Genomic DNA, 18,184 nt, shown 5'->3' on the forward strand with positions numbered 1-18,184 from the left:
ATTATTCATCTTTTCATTTTTCAACCATTCCTGTGTTTAGGCTCGAAGCTGTCAGCCGCCGCTACGTCTTCAGGCAACAGCCTACAACCTCACGTATTATGAAAATTCTTATTACTGGCGGAGCCGGGTTTGTAGGCTCAGCCCTCGCCCTTAATCTCAAGAAAAATTATCCTTCGTACGAAATTTTTGCCCTGGACAACCTGAAACGACGGGGGTCTGAGTTAAACATCAACCGCCTGAAAGCCGCTGGTATCGAGTTTGTCCACGGAGATATTCGTTCCAAAGAAGATTTTGACGTGATTCCGGCTGTCGATGCTGTAATTGAAGCCTCTGCTGAACCGTCCGTACTGGCTGGTCTCAATGGCTCGCCCGATTACCTGATCAATACCAACCTGGTTGGTACCATCAATTGCCTCAACTTTGCTCTGAAGCACAAGGCTAACTTTATTTTCCTGTCGACCAGCCGTATCTATCCGATCAAGCCGCTGGAAAAACTGACGTATCAGGAAGAAGATACCCGGTTTGCCCTGACGGAAGAACAGCCGCTTCCGGGAGCCTCTGCTGCGGGTATTGCGGAACATTTCCCCCTCGACGGAGCCCGCTCGCTGTACGGTGCCACCAAGCTGGCTTCAGAGCTGATGATTCACGAATACAATGAATTTTATGGTCTGAAAACCGTCATCAACCGTTGCGGTGTACTGACGGGCCCCTGGCAGATGGGCAAAGCCGATCAGGGCGTAATGGTCTTGTGGGTAGCCCGCCACTTCTACGAACAACAACTGGCGTACATTGGCTTTAATGGTACGGGTAAACAAACCCGTGATATGCTGCACGTAGCCGATCTGTACCGTCTGGTAGACTGGCAATTACATAACATCGATAAAGTAAACGGCGAAGTTCTGAACGTAGGCGGTGGCGTTGAAGTCAGTACATCACTGGTCGAACTGACGAAGATCTGTCAGGAAGTTACGGGCAAAACGATTCCGATCAAAGCCGTTACCGAAGGTCGTACGGCGGATATTCCGCTCTACATCACCGACAATAGCAAAGTAATCGAACTGACGGGCTGGAAACCCGAAATTTCCATTCGCCAGATCGTGGAAGAAGTACACGAATGGCTACAGGAAAATGCGGAACAACTAAGCTACGTACTCAAATAAACTTCGGCATACCGACGCCTGAGGGGTTAAAACGTTCGTGGGTATGTATGCCCTGAATGTTTTAGCCCCTCAGGCGTTCATAAACTCTGGTACGCGTCAAACTATCTTTTCGTTTTTGCTGTTCTCCTGCCATGAAAAAATTGGTATACCTGCTGCCGCTGGTGCTTTTCTTTGCCTGCCAGTCGCCGCAACGTCCGGATGATTTTAAAGCTCCGTATTATGATTTAAAAGGATATATTGATGCCCAGATTATTGATTTAAATCGTACGAAACCGCTGGTTCGGAAAGACGCGATTGTCAACGAAGAAAACGAAACCTTAATTACACAAAAGATTGACTGGAGTAAAGAACTGGAATTGTTTGTACAAGCCGATATTAATAAACCAGCCTTTACCCAAAGTTATTTCGTGGATACTCTTTCGACGCGTACCATTTCGTATCGTTTACGAAAAGGTGAAAATTTACCCGTTCAGTATATGGAAGTAATTACGGACGCACAGGGTAAACTGGAAAAGATTAAAGCCACACTTCTGGATAAAAATTATCTTTTTGAATCGGAGCGAATTCTTACCCTGGAAAGTAAAAACGGACGTCTTTCAGCGTATCAGATTGAAGGCTTTCAGCAGTTATTTATGGGCGAACCCAAGCCTTTTAAAGTAACGGCTATTGTACAATAATATCTTTTTCTTAGACATAATTAACGGCAAGTTTCGTAACATTGAGGCATAGTTCTTATTTGCCTATGCTACCTCTTACGGAATTACCATCCCAGTTAGCTGAAGTCATTACTCAGTTTCCGCCATTTTCTGAATCGGCTCAACAGGCATTAATTCACCTATTCAAGCCGCTTACTTATCCTAAAGGTTCTCTTTTAGTAACGCCTGGTCAATCCAGTGATTACCTGTATTTTATTGAAAAAGGGTTATTGCGGGGTTATTATTTCGAGGAGGAAAAAGAGATTACGGCCTGGATTTTAGCAGAAGGTGATGTAGGTACAATTAGCCATAGTTTTTACCAGCAAATTCCTTCTAATCAATACCTGGAAACGCTCGAAGAAAGTACGCTTTTTCGTCTCCATTATCACGATTTTATTCGATTACAAAAAGAGCATTACGAATACGTTCAGGTAGTTCTTCATTTTACGCAGCAATATTTTCTGGCCTACGATGCCCGCATCCAATTACTTTGTACACGTTCGCCACTTCGCCGGTACCAGTTGTTTGAACAACAATGCCCCAACTTACGCGGGCGTTTACCACAAAGCGTACTGGCCAGCTACCTCAATATGAGTTACTATCAAATCAGCCGCATTCGTACGCAACTTTCGCGGGATAAATAAAAAAACGTGTACGTACATTCGTTGCGAAAACGCAAGCCTTTTTTTGCGTTTTCGCAATGCTTAATTCGAGGGTAATTCAGAATTTTGTCGACGGAATAGCTCGTGTGCTGCTTGCCACAAAAGCTTCTTCGTTTAGCCTTCAACTACTTATCTAGTACCCGCCTGCTGGCTCTGCTGTCCAATCCACTCGCTATGAATGCTACGGCTGGGGCCTCCCCAGCTTCATCTACGGGTCATCGCTCCTTTCGCTGGTAACTGCTGCTTCTTTCCCCGATTGATCGTATAAATGAAGTAATTCGTAACATCTCTGTACTTCAGTCGTTTGTTTTGTAGATTGGCATTCGCTCTCTAAACCTTTCGACAACCCAACGGTTGCTATGCAGTTACGCTTTACCCTGATTTTACTCTTTTTTTTCGGTATAGCTCAGGCTCAATCCAGCCGTGTCACCCTCAGTGGCTACGTACGGGAACAAGGTTCGGGTGAGCTGCTCCCGGGCGTATCGATTCGCGTAACGGAGCGGCAGGCGGGCACCACTACCAACGCTTACGGGTTTTACTCCCTAACGCTTCCTGCTTCGGATAGTCTGCACATTATCATTTCATCCGTGGGTTTTGAAACGGAAGCCCGAACCCTGGTCTTTCGAAAAAATACCGAACTGAATCTGACTTTACGGGCAGAGAACCGCCAGTTACAGGAAGTGGTCGTTTCCGCCGAGCAGGTAATCAAAGAATCGCAGACGGTTCAGATGTCTACCGTATCGGTTCCCATTCAGCAGATGAAGGCAGTACCGGCTCTATTGGGAGAAAAGGACATGCTGAAAGTACTGCAGTTGCTTCCGGGCGTACAAAAAGGCTCCGAAGGTAACTCCGGGCTGTACATTCGCGGGGGTGGTCCCGACCAGAATCTGATTATGCTCGACGATGCTCCGGTCTACAATTCGTTTCACCTGTTTGGCTTTTTTTCCCTTTTCAACGGTGATGCTCTTAAATCCGTCGAGCTGATTAAAGGCGGGTTTCCGGCCCGGTACGGGGGTCGGCTTTCTTCCGTTATTGAGATGCAAATGAAAGAAGGACATAAAGAAGCGTTTCACGGCGAAGGAGGGATTGGACTTATTTCCAGCCGTCTGGTACTGGAAGGCCCCATCAAAAAGAACCAGTCTTCGTTTATTATTTCCGGTCGGCGGACGTATGCGGACTTGCTGCTCAGGCCTCTCCTACCCCGCGAAAATCAGGCCGGTTACTACTTCTACGATCTTAATGCGAAAGTGAATTATGATTTTGGCCGACGGGACAAGCTGTACCTGAGTGGATATTTCGGTCAGGACCGGTTTTCTTTCGCTTCCCGAATTGATGCGAATAGCCAGGGGGGCGGTTTAAACTGGGGAAATGCAACGGCTAGCCTTCGCTGGAATCACCTTTTTTCCAACCAGCTTTTCGCCAATACCTCCCTGATTTACAGCTACTACCAATTTCAGATAGACGCCCGTAGTTCTCAAACCTTCAATCAGGTTACGAGTCAGTACGTTTTGCAAAATGCTTCTTCCATCCGGGATTTTTCCCTGAAAAGTAGCTTTGACTGGTCGCCTTCACCCAGGCACGCAGTCAAAGCGGGTGTAGTACTGACCTCACATCGATTTCTCCCACAAACGGTTACTCTCGAAAGTAGTATTGTATCCCAGAACGTGGCCCGTAGTCAGCCGCTGGACAGCTACGAAGGCGGCCTGTATCTGGAAGACACCTATCATCCTATAACTCCCCTGCGAATCAATGCGGGTGTTCGGTTAAGCTCGTTTACCACCGATGGCCGTACGTATGTCCGGCCCGAACCTCGGCTGGCTGTCGCCTATACCTTTCCCCACGATTGGGCCGTAAAGGCTTCGTATGCGACTATGAACCAGTACATTCACCTATTGTCAAACTCGGGGGTGGGCTTGCCGACGGACCTTTGGGTACCTACTACGCGGAATATTGCTCCGCAGCAATCGCGGCAGGTCGCTCTGGGACTGGTAAAGGATTACCGTTCCTTTTCGATAACGCTGGAAGGATTTTACAAAAAAATGGACGGTATTCTTTCGTACAGGGAAGGCTCCAGCTTTCTGGTGAGTACGGGTCTGGAAAGTCTGACGGAAGCCGATAGACAGCCCCGTTCCTGGGAAGAGCAAATTACAGCGGGTCAGGGCTGGAGCTACGGAACTGAATTTTTGCTGCAAAAGAAAACGGGTCGGCTTACGGGCTGGGTAGGGTATACGCTTTCCTGGATTCAGAATCAATTTGATGAGCTCAACAGCGGCCAGAAGTTCTGGGCCCGGTACGACCGTCGACACGATGTTTCACTGGTTGGGATTTATCGGCTCAACTCCCGCGTGACGTTTTCGGGAACCTGGGTTTACGGAACGGGACAGGCCCTTTCGCTCCCCCAAAGTACCTTTGAAATCAGGGGTCCAATCCAATCGGGTAATGTTTCCCTCTTCCCGGCTCAGATTTTTGATTACAATCAGCGGAATAGTTTTCGGGCAGCCCCGTACCACCGGCTGGATTTGAGCGTACAGCTTCGCAAACAAAAACGCCGTCACGAGCGTACCTGGGAATTTAGTCTGTACAATACCTACAGTCGGCGAAATCCCTTTTTCTATTACATCGATGATTCGGAAAGTACCGCTACTCAGCCGAAACGTATTCTGAAGCAGGTTTCCCTCTTCCCGATTATTCCCAGTGTTTCGTATGGATTTAAGTTTTAAGCCATGAAGATACTCGTTGCTGTATTGCTGTTCCTGAGTCTGATCGGCTGCCTGGCCTGCGAGCAGGAGGTAGACTCGGTTTTGATTCCGTACGAGCGAAAACTAGTCCTGGAATGCTATCTGAATCCCAACGATCAGGTGATTCAGGTTACGCTGCGTTCCAATCAGCCCATGCTGGGTACCGATAGTGGTGCATTTATTCGCAACGCGGTTGTACAGCTTTCCAACGGCCAACGAACCGTTACCCTACCGCCGCGAGCCGATGTGTATCGCATTACGACCCGCCAAATGCCCTTAGTAGCTGGGGCCACCTACACTTTGACGGCTTCCGCTCCTGATTTTCCACGCCTCGAAGCCTCTTGCACGCTTCCGGCAGCGGCGAATGGCTTTAGCTGGCGTGACGAAGGGTTGAGTTATATCCAACGCCCCCTGACCGTTACCGTATACCGATCCTATACGCTGCTCTGGAACGGAGCTGTTGCGGTAGAGCCGCAGTACTTTGCTATCGGGCGACAGTGGGCTTTTTCAGATAGCACAGCCGTAAGCGGACGGGATACGGTAATTAATGGCCTGGAAACGCGGTGGGATTACTTCAAAACTGGCGAAGAACTTCGGCTTAATTCCCCAACCGTACGAGCTTATCTGGGACGAGTTTCTTCCCGGGATTCAGTCTTACGCTCGCCTCGTTCGACGGATCTCCTCATCCTGCAATGCGATCGTAATGCGTATGAGTTTTTAAAAGCCAGTGCCTTACAACTCCAAAATGGAAATAATCCTTTTGCCGAACCGACCCTTATTCCCAGCTCGGTTAAAAATGGCTTAGGTGTTTTTGGAGCCATTTATCTGCGAAGACGAACGATTCCCTAAGTCCACAAAAAAGACCGATACTGACAGTATCGGTCTTTTTTTATATCGAAAATCAGTAAACACCTACGCTTCTACCGTTTCTTTATTCAGTAACTCAACGAACTGATCGAACAGATAACGGGAATCGTGAGGTCCTGGAGCCGCTTCCGGGTGATATTGTACGGAGAAGGCCGGTTTATCCGTCCGACGAATGCCTTCGATGGTTTTGTCATTCAGGTTAACGTGCGTTACTTCTACGTTCGGGTGGCTTTTGATTTCTTCCGCGTTTACGGCAAAACCGTGGTTCTGGGAAGTAATCTCACATAAACCCGTAATCAGGTTTTGAACCGGGTGATTCAATCCACGGTGACCGTGGTGCATCTTATACGTGGAAATACCACTTGCTTCAGCCAGTAACTGGTGGCCTAAACAAATACCAAACAAAGGCTTACCCGTATCAATCAGTTCTTTCACCGTTTCAACGGCATACTCCATCGCTGCCGGATCGCCCGGGCCATTCGAGATAAAGAAACCGTCCGGATTCCAGGCCAATACCTCTTCTACGGGCGTTTTTGCGGGAAAAACTTTGCTATAGCAATCACGCGTAGCGAAGTTATTGAGGATGCTTTTCTTGGTACCGTAATCCATTACCGCTACCCGATATTTCGCATCTTCATTCCCTACGAAATAAGGCTCTTTCGTACTTACTACTGAAGAAAGTTCCAGACCTTCCATAGAAGGCAGCTTTTTCAGTTCAACCATCAATTCTTCCGGATCAAGGATTTCAGAAGAGATAATGCAGTTCATCGCTCCACGCTCGCGGATGATGCGTACTAACTGACGCGTATCCACATCACTAATTCCCACGATTCCAGCCTTTTCAAAATACTCCTGCAAAGATGAATCGGCTACATTACGGGAATGAATGGGTGAGAAAGAATTACAGATCATCCCTGAAATCTTCACGCTATTCGATTCCTCTTCCGTATCCAGTAGGACGCCGTAATTTCCGATGTGTGCATTGGTATTGACAACCACCTGACCAAAATACGAGGGGTCCGTGTAGATCTCCTGGTAGCCGGTCATGCCCGTATTAAAGCAAATTTCGCCACCGTGCGTGCCAATTTTGCCTAATGCGGTACCACGAAACGTCGTGCCGTCTTCTAATAAAAGGAGGGCTTCCTGGGTTTGATTGCTCATGCCTGGTTCGTAAAGAAGCCCTTGCTAGCCGGAAAGACAGACAAGGGCATTATGTGCTATTAGTTCTTTTACTGTACAAATTGGACAAAGATACTTCTTCTAGCCGAAAAGCTTTAAAGCTAAGCTCTTTAAAAAAGAAACTTTTAAGAAAAATAGTTCAGATCCGTTTGATTTTGACACTAATTACTACTATTCAAATATGGAATTGAAGAAAACCGCTACTGCCTATTTAATCAAAATACTATTTCACCTACCCGTCGCATTTACATATAAATAGTTTTTATTTTTATTCGAAACGCCGATTCCATTCCGAGTATCTGTTAAGATAAGTACGATAGATCTTCCGGTTTTCTCTCATTCAAACTAGTAGCGTTGCTAGTAATGTGAGTAAAAGGTAAGCTGTCTTTCATTCCTCACGTATGATCTGATCTTTCCACTCCTATCGACTCAATTTCCTTTCTCCTATGAAGAAGCAATCCTTTCTTACTCTTGGCCTACTTGCCCTTAGCATAGGTATCTCTCAGGCTCAATCCGATCCGCAGAAAGTCATTTCCAGCTTGCAGGACAAAACGGATTACTACGGAGCCATTTCTAAAAAAATCTGGGATTATGCTGAAGTAGGTTACCAGGAAACGAAAAGCTCCGCCCTGTTGCAGGCTGAATTAAAGAAAGCAGGGTTTAGCATTGAGTCAGGCGTGGCGGGTATTCCTACGGCCTTTATTGCCACCTACGGAAGTGGAAAGCCCGTCATTAGCATTCTGGCCGAATACGATGCTTTACCCGGTCTGGCTCAGGCAGCTACTCCCGAACGTAAAGTAATCGAAGGACAGCGAGCGGGTCATGCCTGCGGTCATCATTTGTTTGGAACGGGCTCATCGGCAGCCGCCATTGCCGTAAAAGACTGGCTGAAGCAATCCGGCAAAACGGGCACCATCAAGCTCATTGGAACGCCGGCGGAAGAAGGCGGTTCGGGTAAGGTATACATGGTTCGGGATGGCATTTTCAAGGATACGGACGTCGCCTTACACTGGCATCCGGGCGATGCCAATGCAGCCAATCCTTCGTCTTCCTTAGCCAACATCTCGGGTAAATTCAGATTTAAGGGCATCTCTGCCCACGCTGCTGCTGCTCCCGAACGCGGTCGTTCAGCCCTTGACGGTGTGGAAGCCATGAATAACATGGTCAACATGATGCGGGAACACATTCCCCAGGATACCCGTATTCATTACATCATTACCAAAGGGGGCGAAGCTCCTAACGTAGTACCCGATTTTGCGGAAGTGTACTACTACGCTCGTCACAAAGACCGTAGTATTTTACAAAACGTCTGGAAACGTATTACTAAAGCCGCCGAAGGAGCCGCGTTGGGTACGGAAACCACGATGGAACTGGAAGTGATTGGTGGCGTGTATAATCTACTTTCCGTAGAATCACTGGCTAGCCTGATGTACAAAAACCTTGAGCAGGTAGGAGGCTTCTCGTACACTGACGAAGAGAAGAAGTTTGCCGAAAAGCTTACCGAAAGCTTTGGAGCTTCCTTCGGTTCCCTGCCCAAACCGGGAAGTGCTCAACAAATAGCCCCTTATTCGGCCGCCAGTTTACTAGGGTCAGCCTCGACGGACGTAGGGGATGTAAGCTGGGTCGTTCCAACGGTGGGGATGACAGCGGCCACCTGGGTACCCGGCACCGCTCCGCATAGCTGGCAGGCCGTAGCAGCGGGTGGTACCAGCATTGGTGTAAAGGGAATGATGGTCGCTGCCCAAACACTTACCTTAACTGCAATCGATCTTTACAATGATCCCGCTTTAGTAAAAAAAGCGAAAGAGGAATGGGAAGAATTGCGGGGTAAAAACTTCAAATATGAAGCCTTGTTGGGTGATCGAAAACCCGCTCTGGATTACCGGAAGTAAGTACAAAAAAAGGGTACTCACGGAATGTGAGTACCCTTTTTAGAAGTGAGAAAAGACTATTCTTCGTCTTTCTTTTCTTCTTCAGCAGCGGGAGCTTCAGGAGCCTGTTCTTCCGTTGCAGGAGCTTCCGTAGCGGCAGCAGCTACCGGCGTCGTTTCTACTACTTCAGCAGCAGGAACATCATCCGTAGTTTTTTTACCACCACGACGGCTACGACGAGTCGTTTTCTTTTCTTCTACTTCTTTCGCACTATAAACTTCGTTGAAGTCAACCAGCTCGATCAAAGCTACTTCCGCGTTATCACCCAAACGGTTGCCCAATTTGATGATCCGCGTGTATCCACCTGGACGATCAGCAACTTTCTCAGCTACTGAACTGAACAATTCCTTAACGGCTTCTTTGCTCTGCAGGTAGCTAAATACGGTACGACGATTGTGAGTCGTATCTTCTTTCGCACGGTTGATCAGAGGCTCAGCGTATTTACGAAGTTCTTTCGCTTTCGCTAAAGTCGTTTCAATCCGCTTGTGCAGGATCAAAGAAATGGTCAGGTTAGCTAACAGTGAGCTACGATGCGAAGCCTGACGGCCTAAGTGGTTAAATTTTTTCCCGTGTCTCATGGGAGTCGTAAGTTGCGGTCAGGACACCAGTTTGCAGCGATCTACTGCCCCACCTATTACGAATTGATTGAAAAAAACGATCGAGTGCTGCCAGTTCGATGGTTATAAAAAGTGCTTAGAAACTACAGCTAATGCATTCGTTTTTAAGCACTTTCAAATATACTATTCTTCTTCCAGACGATACTTAGCTACGTCCATTCCGAAGTGAAGATTTTTATCTGCTACTAGTTGCTCCAGCTCAGTAAGCGATTTCTTACCGAAGTTACGGAACTTCATCATGTCAGAAATTTCCAGTTTCACCAGATCACCCAATGAGCGAACATCTGCTGATTTTAAGCAGTTGTAGGCACGTACAGAAAGATCCAGATCCTGAAGAGGTGTTTTGAGTAATTTCCGCATGTGCAGGAATTCCTCATCCACTACGTTTTCTTCTTCAGGTTTAACCGTTTCGAAAGTCATCGTCTGATCGCTGAACAACATGAAGTGTTGGATCAGGATATAAGCGGCTCCTTTCAAAGCGTCTTCCGGGTGGATTGAGCCATCGGTCATTACTTCAATGATCAATTTCTCATAATCCGTACGCTGTTCCACACGGAAGTTTTCGATGCTGTATTTTACGTTTTTGATAGGCGTATAAATCGCATCGATAGCAATATGACCGAAGGGCAATTCCGTCGTACGAGGTTCGTCAGCGGGAATGTAACCACGGCCTTTTTCCAGAATCAACTCAATATCCAATTCTTTGGATTCGTCGATGTGGAGAAGTTCTAATTCAGGATTAAGAATCGTGAAATAAGGGGTGAACTTTTGGATATCACCGGCCGTGAGAACCTTTTGGTTTTTAACCTTCACGTTAATCTTATTATCCAGTACTTCCGAGGCTGCTTTGAAGCGAACCTGTTTCAGATTCAGAATAATATCAGTTACATCTTCCATTACACCTTCAATGGAAGAGAACTCATGCAATACTCCTGAGAATTTTACGCTTGTGATGGCGTAACCTTCCAGAGAGGAGAGCAGGATCCGACGGAGGGCATTGCCAATCGTGACACCGTAGCCCTTTTCCAAGGGCTTAAACTCAAATACACCGTGAAAGTCGTTGGCCTTTTCCATTACGACTTTGTCGGGCATTTGGAACGCGAGTATTGACATACGGATTGGGTTTTTAGCGTAATACTTGGATGGTAAACCTTGACGACGCAAAGGATTGAAGGATGGACCAACCCATCCTCCAATCCTTACTGGGAGAATCAAGGCTCTGGAAAAATCCAGAGTAAATAAGATTTGGCTTATTACTTCGAATACAATTCGACGATTGCCTGCTCATTGAAGCTTTCCGGAATCTGATCGCGTTCAGGATAGCTAACGAATTTACCTTGTAAGTTAGATTGTTCCCATTCCAACCAATTGAAACGCTTCGTGTTCCGGCCAGCCAGACTGTTTTGTACAGCTTCCAGAGATTTTGACTTTTCACGAACCGAGATCAATTGACCAGGACGTAAAGAATAGGAAGGTACGTTCACTACTTCACCATCAACAACGATGTGTTTGTGAACGACCAACTGACGAGCTGCCCGACGCGTCGGAGCAATACCTAAACGGTACACCGTGTTGTCCAGACGAGCTTCGCACAATTTCAGCAGGTTTTCACCCGTAATACCTTCACGAACGGCAGCTTTGTGGAAAAGGTTCTCAAATTGTCTTTCCAGAATACCGTACGTATATTTTACCTTTTGCTTTTCTTGCAATTGGAGAGAATATTCAGACTTCTTACCCCGCTTGCCCTTGCCATGCTGGCCGGGACCATAGTTTTTGCGAGAAACAGCCTTACCTCCACCGAGAACGGCTGCGTCGCCAAAACGACGGGAGATTTTTGCCTTAGGACCTGTATAACGTGCCATGAAAAATGAAATTGGAGAGGTTTGAAGCGGTATATACCGTTATAACCTGTTTCCTATATCTTTTGAGTTGTCGATTAGGACAAGGTGATTGGTTGATTAATGCTTCGGCCCGATACTGGTAATCACCAACCAGGGGTGCCTATCTCACTAAAAGTTAGAATTGTGTCGGTACTAGACGCGACGACGTTTGGGAGGACGGCAGCCATTGTGGGGCAGCGGAGTGATGTCCTTGATCAACGTTACTTCAATACCTGAACCTTGAATCGTACGAATCGCTGATTCGCGGCCTGAACCGGGTCCTTTAACGAACACTTCAGCTTTACGCATTCCCGCTTCGTGAGCTACCTGAGCACAGTTAGCAGCGGCAACCTGAGCAGCATAAGGCGTGTTCTTTTTAGACCCCTTAAAGCCCATTTTACCAGCCGAAGCCCAAGAGATTACTTGACCTTGGTTATTGGTAATTGAAATAATGATGTTGTTAAACGTAGCTCGGATGTGAACCTGTCCAACTGGTTCTACCACTACGACCCGCTTTTTGGCTTTGTCTTTCCGTTTTGCCTGAGCCATTTCTGATGGAGTTTGAAACGTTCAAAGTTTAAAGTTTAAGGTTGACTTCATACCTCAAACCTTAAACTCTAAACTAATTATTTCGTTGCTTTCTTCTTGTTAGCAACCGTCTTACGCTTACCTTTCCGGGTACGAGAGTTATTCTTCGTTTTCTGACCACGGAGCGGTAGTCCTTTCCGGTGACGCAGACCTCGGTAGCAACCAATATCCATCAAGCGTTTGATGTTCAATTGGATTTCTGACCGAAGTGGTCCTTCCGTTTTGTATTCACTGCTAATGACGTTACGGATAGCCGTTGATTCTTCGTCATTCCATTCGCCAGCTTTTTTGTCTACGCTTACGCCAGCTTTAGCTAAAATGGTGCGGGACAAACTACGGCCGATGCCGAAGATGTACGTGAGAGCGATTTCGCCCCGCTTTTTGTCGGGAATGTCTACCCCTGCAATACGAGCCATATTGGTCGGATAAGTTTTGTACGCTCAAAATCGAGCGGGATTAACCTTGACGTTGTTTAAACTTAGGGTTTTTCTTGTTGATCACGAAGAGCTTTCCTTTGCGACGAATTACTTTGCAATCAGCACTACGCTTTTTGATCGAAGCTTTGACTTTCATCTTATTTCGAGTTTTCAGTTTTCAGCGGTTCAGCCGCTTCGGTTTTCAGTTACCAGTCACAGTAATTGAAAACTGTAAACTGCCAACTATCAACTTTACTTGTATCGGTAGGTAATACGAGCCTTTGATAAGTCATAAGGCGACATTTCCAAGCGAACCTTATCTCCGGGCAGAATTTTGATGTAGTGCATCCGCATTTTGCCGGAAATGTGAGCGATCACTTCATGCTTGTTTTCGAGTTGTACCCGAAACATTGCATTCGATAATGCCTCCAGAATGATACCGTCCGTGGTTATAGAGCTTTGTTTGGCCATTTGTTTAGTTTAGAATAGGACTTTTAGAATTGAGAAGTACTCGCCCTATCCTTCCTATTATGCGATGGCCATACTACGTTCGGCCAGTACTTGCTCAATGTATTCGAAAGTGGTTAAGATTTCGGCCTTTCCTTTACGAATGGCTACCGTGTGCTCGAAGTGAGCCGCCGGTTGCCGGTCCGTTGTACGAATAGTCCAGCCATCTTTTTCCTGTACCACACTCCGTTTACCCAGAGTAATCATCGGTTCTATGGCTATGGTCATCCCTTCTTTAAGTTGGGGACCTTGTCCTCTTCTGCCGAAGTTAGGTACCTCTGGGCCTTCGTGAAGAAATTTACCTACGCCATGTCCGACTAATTCGCGAACGACACCGTAACCAAATTGCTCCACATGACTTTGTACAGCATACCCAATGTCACCAATCCGATTGCCGGCTACTGCCTTATCAATACCGAGATACAGAGAATCATACGTACGTTTCAGCAATTGTTTTACTTCGGGTTTGATTTCACCTACCGGATAGGTAAACGCACTATCCGAATGATAACCATTTAAAAAAACCCCGCAATCTACTGAAATGATATCTCCTTCTTTCAGGCGATAGGCACTTGGGAATCCGTGAACTACAACTTCGTTGACGGAAATACAAAGAGCGGCAGGAAAGTCATTATAACCTTTAAACGAAGGATGTCCTTTATGATCCCGAATAAACTCTTCTGCTACACGATCCAGTTCCTTGGTTGTTACGCCTGGATTAATCAGTTTGGCAACCTCGGCGTGAGCCTTACCCAAAACCTGAGCACTGATTTTGATTAATTCAATCTCTTCGTCAGTTTTTAGATAAACCATCTTTCTGTGTATTAAATCGCAGAAACGCTTTCAGTCGTTCTGCCTTGCACGCGTCCTGATTTCATTAAACCTTCGTAGCGACGCATCAGCAGGTAGCTTTCAATTTGCTGCAGTGTATCCAGTACTACCCCTACCAGAATCAGTAAAGAGGTTCCACCGAAAAACTGTGCAAAGCCTTGAGAAATACCAAACAGACGAGCAATCGCTGGCATTACTGCCACCAGAGCTAACATAATCGCTCCGGGTAAGGTAATACGGTCAAGAATCTGACCGATATATTCTGACGTTTCAAAACCAGGTTTAACACCGGGAATAAAACCGCCACTGCGTTTCATATCGTCAGCAATCTGTTGCGGATTTACTGAAATTGCCGTATAGAAATACGTAAATACAATAATCAGGAAACCAAACAACACGTTGTACTGCCAGTGATCATAGCTATTAAACGCTTGAGCAATCGACTGAGCCGTATCACTCTTTTCAGCAAAATAACCCGCTACTAGACCAGGTACAAACATCAACGCCTGAGCGAAAATGATAGGCATAACGCCAGCGGCATTCAGCTTCAAGGGGATATACTGGCGTTGTCCGCCTACCACCTTGTTTCCAACTACCTGTTTAGCGTACTGGACAGGAATACGGCGAGTAGCTTGTGTAATCAGAACGGCACCCATTACAACAAAATACAGGGCAACAAGTTCAATTACGAATAATAAAGCTCCACCAGTACCTCTTGAACCAGCTTCCTGCAGCAAAGCAACCGGGAAACGAGCTACGATACCAATCATAATCAGCAGAGAGATACCATTTCCAATCCCTTTATCCGTGATTCGTTCACCCATCCACATACAGAAGATTGTGCCCGAAATCAAAATAATTGTTGAGTAAATGGTAAACCAGCTCCGCTCAATCATTAAGGCTTCCGCTGGAATCTGTGATTGGGTATAGGCAATTGCCTGAGCCGTAGTAACGAAAATGGTTAGTACGCGGGTGATCTGGTTTAGCTTGCGACGACCAGACTCCCCATCTTTCTGCATTTTCTGAAAATAAGGCAGTGCAATGGTCAACAGCTGAATTGCAATAGACGCCGAGATATAGGGCATAATACCCAGAGCAAAAATGGAAGCGTTTTGAAAAGCTCCTCCAGAGAAGGTGTTGATCAAATCCAGCAAACCATTTCCTTGGCCCTTAGGAAGTCGAGCCGGATCAATACCTGGCAGGACAATATATGAACCTATACGATAAACAGTAATAAACAACAGGGTGTTGAGGATCCGGCTACGGAGCTCCTCAATGGACCAAATGTTCTTGAGAGTAGTTATAAACTTGTTCATTCCAGCGAGGATTCAAATTCACCTGTCGTTCATCCGGAAACTAAACCGTAACTGCTTTACCACCGGCCTTTTCAATGGCTTCAACCGCCGTTTGTGAGAAGGCATGTACCTTCACTTCAACAGCTGATTTTACCTCACCGCGGTTCAGTACTTTTACCAGATCTTTTTTACCAACCAGACCGTTGTTGTAAAGCAATTCAATGTCTACTACAGTGGCATTGGTTTTCTCAACTAAAGACTGGATAGCGTCCAGATTAATTGCTTTGTAAGCTACGCGGCTCAGGTTGTTAAAACCGAACTTAGGTACACGACGTTGCAAAGGCATCTGACCACCTTCGAAACCTCTTTTACTGCTGTAACCCGAACGAGACTGAGCCCCTTTATGTCCGCGAGCAGAAGTTGCTCCTTTACCAGAGCCTTGTCCGCGACCGACACGCTTACCTACTTTCGTAGAACCAGCGGCGGGTTTCAAATTGCTAAGATTCATTGTCGTATTGATTCAAAGTGAAAAGCGTTACCGCTCCACACTGAGTTTCTTAGATTTCTTCCACTTGAATGAGGTGGTTCACTTTACGAATCATACCAGCGATGGCATCATTCAGCTCAACTTCCACACTCCGATTGATTTTGCCCAAACCCAGGGCTTTGATAGTACGCTTTTGGTTTTCAGGACGTTCAATCGTGCTACGAACCTGAGTAAGTTTAACCTTTGCCATTTCTTTAAAGTTCTCGGTTTTTAGTTCTTGGTTCTTAAGTTATGCTTAATTCCCCAAGAACTAAGAACACTATGACTTATCCATTGAATACGGTTGTCAGTTTCACTCCACGTTGACGAGCTACTTCATGGGGAGCACGCATTTTCAGCAGAGCATCAACCGTAGCTTTTACTACGTTGTGAGGATTGGAAGAGCCTTTTGATTTCGCTAATACATCGCGAATACCGGCACTCTCCAGAACGGCACGCATCGCACCACCAGCAATTACTCCCGTACCAGGAGCAGCAGGCTTCAGCAGTACGAAACCACCTGAAAATTTACCTTCCATATCGTGAGGTACCGTATGCTTCAACAAAGGAACTTGTACCACATTTTTCTTGGCATCTTCAATTCCTTTAGCAATTGCGTCGGTTACTTCGTTGGCTTTACCTAATCCGTAGCCTACTACGCCTTTGCCATCGCCTACTACTACGATAGCTGAGAAGCTGAAGCGACGACCGCCTTTTACTACTTTAGCTACCCGGTTAATAGCAACAACACGTTCCTTTAACTCTGACTCGTTATACTTGGTAGGTCTGTTCGTTTGCATGATTCTTTGAAATTAGAATTGAAGGCCACCTTCGCGGGCTCCGTCAGCTAGTGCTTTTACTTTCCCGTGATACAGGTAACCGTTCCGGTCAAACACCACAGCTTCAATACCAGCGGCCTTAGCTAATTCGGCTACTTTCAAGCCTACTTGCTTAGCAGCTTCAACGTTGTTACCCTGTAAGCCTAATTCGAAAGAAGAAGAAGCGGCTACTGTTTTGCCCGCTTCGTCATCGATTAGTTGGGCGTAAATACCTTTATTAGAGCGGAAAACCGTCAAACGAGGACGTACAGGCGTACCATCCACTTTACTGCGAATGCTACGTTTGATCCGAAGCCGCCGGGAATCTTTAGTAGTTGCCATTGAAATTCAAATTGATTGTGGATTACCGACCCACACGTTTGAGTATAGAAAGCTTCAAGCCATAGCCGAAGCTTTCTACTGGAAATATTATTTCTTACCAGCCGCTTTACCAGCTTTCCGACGCACGAATTCACCCGTGAAGCGAATACCTTTGCCTTTGTAAGGCTCAACCTTACGGAGAGACTTAATTTTGGCAGCGACTTGGCCGATTAGTTGCTTATCAATACCTTCCAAAACCACTTTAGGGTTTTGTCCTTTTTCCATCGCTGTCGTTACCTTCAGTTCTTCAGGAATAGCGACGAAAATGCTGTGAGAGTAACCCAAAGCTAATTCCAGGATGTTTCCTTGGTTAGAAGCTTTGTAACCTACCCCAACGATTTCCATTTCGGTACGGTAGCCCGTGCTTACGCCGACTACCATATTGTTGATCAGGGCACGGTACAGACCGTGCAGAGCCTTGTGGCGTTTTTGTTCCGTAGGGCGAACCACTTGTAACTCGCTACCTTCGATTTCTACCGTAATGTCTGGATCAATCGTTTGGCTCAACGTGCCTTTAGGTCCTTTTACAGTAACCTGGCTCTTATCAACCGATACGCTAACTCCAGCAGGCAGGGTAATGATTTTTTTACCAATGCGTGACATGGTACTGAGTGTTAAAATGAATTAGCGGAGGTTTTCAGTGGTAAGATTGACCTCCGCTATTCCATTGGTTTAATTAATAAACGTAGCAAAGTATTTCGCCACCTACATTGAGGGTACGAGCTTCTTTGTCCGTCATAACTCCTTTTGACGTCGAAACAATTGCGATGCCTAAGCCGTTTAATACGCGAGGAAGTTCTTTTGAACCTGAGTATTTCCGAAGACCGGGTTTACTTACGCGGGTTAACTTAACGATAGCTGACTGTTTCGTCAGGGGATTGTATTTCAAAGCGACTTTGATGGTTCCTTGTACGGAAGCCTCTTCGTCAAATTTGTAACTTTGAATATAGCCTTTCTCAAAGAGAACTTTAGTAATCTCCTTCTTGAGATTGGAAGCCGGGATCTCGACGATTCTGTGGCGAGCCTTGATGGCATTCCGCAGACGGGTCAAGTAATCTGCAATCGGATCCATGAAAGAATATGATTTTGCTAC

At 46.3% G+C, this 18,184-nt stretch carries 22 protein-coding genes; 6 read left to right on the forward strand and 16 right to left on the reverse strand.

Translation table 11 applies throughout. The features are described 5' to 3' along the window. The first annotated feature begins 98 nt into the window (after positions 1 to 98). The 5 genes from BWI97_RS04935 to BWI97_RS04955 all read left to right on the forward strand — a co-directional run bounded on the left by BWI97_RS04935 (position 99) and on the right by BWI97_RS04955 (position 6,104). Complete coding sequence (locus tag BWI97_RS04935) at positions 99 to 1,160, forward strand: NAD-dependent epimerase/dehydratase family protein (protein ID WP_102200241.1); 1,062 nt, start codon at positions 99 to 101, stop codon at positions 1,158 to 1,160. 131 nt (positions 1,161 to 1,291) lie between these two features. Continuing rightward, on the forward strand, positions 1,292 to 1,837 hold the full coding sequence (locus tag BWI97_RS04940; RefSeq protein WP_094816397.1) for a hypothetical protein: 546 nt from the start codon (positions 1,292 to 1,294) through the stop codon (positions 1,835 to 1,837). 65 nt (positions 1,838 to 1,902) lie between these two features. Further along, entirely contained in the window at positions 1,903 to 2,499 is a 597-nt protein-coding gene (locus BWI97_RS04945; protein ID WP_094816395.1) for a Crp/Fnr family transcriptional regulator, read from the forward strand. 377 nt (positions 2,500 to 2,876) lie between these two features. After that, entirely contained in the window at positions 2,877 to 5,237 is a 2,361-nt protein-coding gene (locus tag BWI97_RS04950; RefSeq protein WP_102200242.1) for a TonB-dependent receptor, read from the forward strand. A 3-nt stretch (positions 5,238 to 5,240) separates the two neighbouring features. Beyond that, on the forward strand, positions 5,241 to 6,104 hold the full coding sequence (locus tag BWI97_RS04955) for a DUF4249 domain-containing protein (RefSeq protein WP_102200243.1): 864 nt from the start codon (positions 5,241 to 5,243) through the stop codon (positions 6,102 to 6,104). Positions 6,105 to 6,167: 63 nt separating this feature from the next. Here the strand turns inward: BWI97_RS04955 and carA are convergent, their stop codons facing one another. Next, the gene (gene carA, locus BWI97_RS04960; protein ID WP_102200244.1) at positions 6,168 to 7,283 is read right to left on the reverse strand and encodes a glutamine-hydrolyzing carbamoyl-phosphate synthase small subunit; all 1,116 of its coding nucleotides are present in this window, start codon (positions 7,281 to 7,283) and stop codon (positions 6,168 to 6,170) included. Positions 7,284 to 7,747: 464 nt separating this feature from the next. Between carA and BWI97_RS04965 the strand changes: the two genes are divergently transcribed. Further along, positions 7,748 to 9,193 (forward strand): amidohydrolase, encoded by a 1,446-nt coding sequence (locus BWI97_RS04965; RefSeq protein WP_102200245.1) that lies wholly within the window; start codon positions 7,748 to 7,750, stop codon positions 9,191 to 9,193. A 56-nt stretch (positions 9,194 to 9,249) separates the two neighbouring features. On the opposite strand, the gene rplQ is transcribed toward BWI97_RS04965, so the two are convergent. The 15 genes from rplQ to rpsH form a co-directional block, all read right to left on the reverse strand. After that, positions 9,250 to 9,810, reverse strand: coding sequence for a 50S ribosomal protein L17 (gene rplQ / locus BWI97_RS04970; RefSeq protein WP_102200246.1), 561 nt, complete (start codon positions 9,808 to 9,810; stop codon positions 9,250 to 9,252). Between the two features lie 162 nt (positions 9,811 to 9,972). Further along, on the reverse strand, positions 9,973 to 10,962 hold the full coding sequence (locus tag BWI97_RS04975) for a DNA-directed RNA polymerase subunit alpha (protein WP_094816383.1): 990 nt from the start codon (positions 10,960 to 10,962) through the stop codon (positions 9,973 to 9,975). Positions 10,963 to 11,102: 140 nt separating this feature from the next. Then, a complete protein-coding gene (gene rpsD, locus BWI97_RS04980) occupies positions 11,103 to 11,711 on the reverse strand; it encodes a 30S ribosomal protein S4 (protein WP_094816381.1) in 609 nt (202 codons plus the stop codon). A gap of 171 nt (positions 11,712 to 11,882) precedes the next feature. Beyond that, entirely contained in the window at positions 11,883 to 12,278 is a 396-nt protein-coding gene (gene rpsK, locus BWI97_RS04985) for a 30S ribosomal protein S11 (RefSeq protein WP_094816379.1), read from the reverse strand. Positions 12,279 to 12,355: 77 nt separating this feature from the next. Beyond that, positions 12,356 to 12,733 carry a 30S ribosomal protein S13 gene (rpsM, locus tag BWI97_RS04990; RefSeq protein ID WP_094816377.1) on the reverse strand — a complete coding sequence of 126 codons (378 nt, stop codon included), beginning with the start codon at positions 12,731 to 12,733 and terminating at the stop codon, positions 12,356 to 12,358. Between the two features lie 40 nt (positions 12,734 to 12,773). Next, the gene (gene ykgO / locus BWI97_RS04995; protein WP_094816375.1) at positions 12,774 to 12,890 is read right to left on the reverse strand and encodes a type B 50S ribosomal protein L36; all 117 of its coding nucleotides are present in this window, start codon (positions 12,888 to 12,890) and stop codon (positions 12,774 to 12,776) included. Between the two features lie 95 nt (positions 12,891 to 12,985). Continuing rightward, the gene (gene infA, locus BWI97_RS05000) at positions 12,986 to 13,204 is read right to left on the reverse strand and encodes a translation initiation factor IF-1 (protein WP_093200805.1); all 219 of its coding nucleotides are present in this window, start codon (positions 13,202 to 13,204) and stop codon (positions 12,986 to 12,988) included. 57 nt (positions 13,205 to 13,261) lie between these two features. Further along, positions 13,262 to 14,053, reverse strand: coding sequence for a type I methionyl aminopeptidase (map, locus tag BWI97_RS05005; protein WP_094816373.1), 792 nt, complete (start codon positions 14,051 to 14,053; stop codon positions 13,262 to 13,264). 11 nt (positions 14,054 to 14,064) lie between these two features. Then, positions 14,065 to 15,387 carry a preprotein translocase subunit SecY gene (secY, locus tag BWI97_RS05010; protein WP_094816371.1) on the reverse strand — a complete coding sequence of 441 codons (1,323 nt, stop codon included), beginning with the start codon at positions 15,385 to 15,387 and terminating at the stop codon, positions 14,065 to 14,067. A gap of 40 nt (positions 15,388 to 15,427) precedes the next feature. Continuing rightward, on the reverse strand, positions 15,428 to 15,874 hold the full coding sequence (rplO, locus tag BWI97_RS05015; protein WP_094816369.1) for a 50S ribosomal protein L15: 447 nt from the start codon (positions 15,872 to 15,874) through the stop codon (positions 15,428 to 15,430). Positions 15,875 to 15,923: 49 nt separating this feature from the next. Beyond that, complete coding sequence (gene rpmD, locus BWI97_RS05020; RefSeq protein WP_094816367.1) at positions 15,924 to 16,103, reverse strand: 50S ribosomal protein L30; 180 nt, start codon at positions 16,101 to 16,103, stop codon at positions 15,924 to 15,926. A 76-nt stretch (positions 16,104 to 16,179) separates the two neighbouring features. Further along, positions 16,180 to 16,692 (reverse strand): 30S ribosomal protein S5, encoded by a 513-nt coding sequence (gene rpsE, locus BWI97_RS05025; protein WP_094816365.1) that lies wholly within the window; start codon positions 16,690 to 16,692, stop codon positions 16,180 to 16,182. A 12-nt stretch (positions 16,693 to 16,704) separates the two neighbouring features. Beyond that, positions 16,705 to 17,052: a 50S ribosomal protein L18 gene (rplR, locus tag BWI97_RS05030; RefSeq protein WP_094816363.1), complete on the reverse strand. Its 348-nt coding sequence runs from the start codon at positions 17,050 to 17,052 to the stop codon at positions 16,705 to 16,707. A gap of 87 nt (positions 17,053 to 17,139) precedes the next feature. After that, complete coding sequence (rplF, locus tag BWI97_RS05035) at positions 17,140 to 17,694, reverse strand: 50S ribosomal protein L6 (RefSeq protein WP_094816361.1); 555 nt, start codon at positions 17,692 to 17,694, stop codon at positions 17,140 to 17,142. Positions 17,695 to 17,767: 73 nt separating this feature from the next. Then, complete coding sequence (rpsH, locus tag BWI97_RS05040; protein WP_102200247.1) at positions 17,768 to 18,163, reverse strand: 30S ribosomal protein S8; 396 nt, start codon at positions 18,161 to 18,163, stop codon at positions 17,768 to 17,770. Positions 18,164 to 18,184 lie beyond the last annotated feature (21 nt).

This window comes from Siphonobacter sp. BAB-5405 (assembly GCF_002872335.1).
Classification (GTDB): Bacteria; Bacteroidota; Bacteroidia; order Cytophagales; family Spirosomataceae; genus Siphonobacter.

Excerpts from the sequence above, each read along its gene's own strand:
- BWI97_RS04935 (WP_102200241.1), top strand. The coding sequence starts at position 99 with ATGAAAATTCTTATTACTGGCGGAGCCGGGTTTGTAGGCTCAGCCCTC.
- BWI97_RS04940 (WP_094816397.1), top strand. The coding sequence starts at position 1,292 with ATGAAAAAATTGGTATACCTGCTGCCGCTGGTGCTTTTCTTTGCCTGC.
- BWI97_RS04945 (WP_094816395.1), top strand. The coding sequence starts at position 1,903 with ATGCTACCTCTTACGGAATTACCATCCCAGTTAGCTGAAGTCATTACT.
- BWI97_RS04950 (WP_102200242.1), top strand. The coding sequence starts at position 2,877 with ATGCAGTTACGCTTTACCCTGATTTTACTCTTTTTTTTCGGTATAGCT.
- BWI97_RS04955 (WP_102200243.1), top strand. The coding sequence starts at position 5,241 with ATGAAGATACTCGTTGCTGTATTGCTGTTCCTGAGTCTGATCGGCTGC.
- carA (WP_102200244.1), bottom strand. The coding sequence starts at position 7,283 with ATGAGCAATCAAACCCAGGAAGCCCTCCTTTTATTAGAAGACGGCACG.
- BWI97_RS04965 (WP_102200245.1), top strand. The coding sequence starts at position 7,748 with ATGAAGAAGCAATCCTTTCTTACTCTTGGCCTACTTGCCCTTAGCATA.
- rplQ (WP_102200246.1), bottom strand. The coding sequence starts at position 9,810 with ATGAGACACGGGAAAAAATTTAACCACTTAGGCCGTCAGGCTTCGCAT.
- BWI97_RS04975 (WP_094816383.1), bottom strand. The coding sequence starts at position 10,962 with ATGTCAATACTCGCGTTCCAAATGCCCGACAAAGTCGTAATGGAAAAG.
- rpsD (WP_094816381.1), bottom strand. The coding sequence starts at position 11,711 with ATGGCACGTTATACAGGTCCTAAGGCAAAAATCTCCCGTCGTTTTGGC.
- rpsK (WP_094816379.1), bottom strand. The coding sequence starts at position 12,278 with ATGGCTCAGGCAAAACGGAAAGACAAAGCCAAAAAGCGGGTCGTAGTG.
- rpsM (WP_094816377.1), bottom strand. The coding sequence starts at position 12,733 with ATGGCTCGTATTGCAGGGGTAGACATTCCCGACAAAAAGCGGGGCGAA.
- ykgO (WP_094816375.1), bottom strand. The coding sequence starts at position 12,890 with ATGAAAGTCAAAGCTTCGATCAAAAAGCGTAGTGCTGATTGCAAAGTA.
- infA (WP_093200805.1), bottom strand. The coding sequence starts at position 13,204 with ATGGCCAAACAAAGCTCTATAACCACGGACGGTATCATTCTGGAGGCA.
- map (WP_094816373.1), bottom strand. The coding sequence starts at position 14,053 with ATGGTTTATCTAAAAACTGACGAAGAGATTGAATTAATCAAAATCAGT.
- secY (WP_094816371.1), bottom strand. The coding sequence starts at position 15,387 with ATGAACAAGTTTATAACTACTCTCAAGAACATTTGGTCCATTGAGGAG.
- rplO (WP_094816369.1), bottom strand. The coding sequence starts at position 15,874 with ATGAATCTTAGCAATTTGAAACCCGCCGCTGGTTCTACGAAAGTAGGT.
- rpmD (WP_094816367.1), bottom strand. The coding sequence starts at position 16,103 with ATGGCAAAGGTTAAACTTACTCAGGTTCGTAGCACGATTGAACGTCCT.
- rpsE (WP_094816365.1), bottom strand. The coding sequence starts at position 16,692 with ATGCAAACGAACAGACCTACCAAGTATAACGAGTCAGAGTTAAAGGAA.
- rplR (WP_094816363.1), bottom strand. The coding sequence starts at position 17,052 with ATGGCAACTACTAAAGATTCCCGGCGGCTTCGGATCAAACGTAGCATT.
- rplF (WP_094816361.1), bottom strand. The coding sequence starts at position 17,694 with ATGTCACGCATTGGTAAAAAAATCATTACCCTGCCTGCTGGAGTTAGC.
- rpsH (WP_102200247.1), bottom strand. The coding sequence starts at position 18,163 with ATGGATCCGATTGCAGATTACTTGACCCGTCTGCGGAATGCCATCAAG.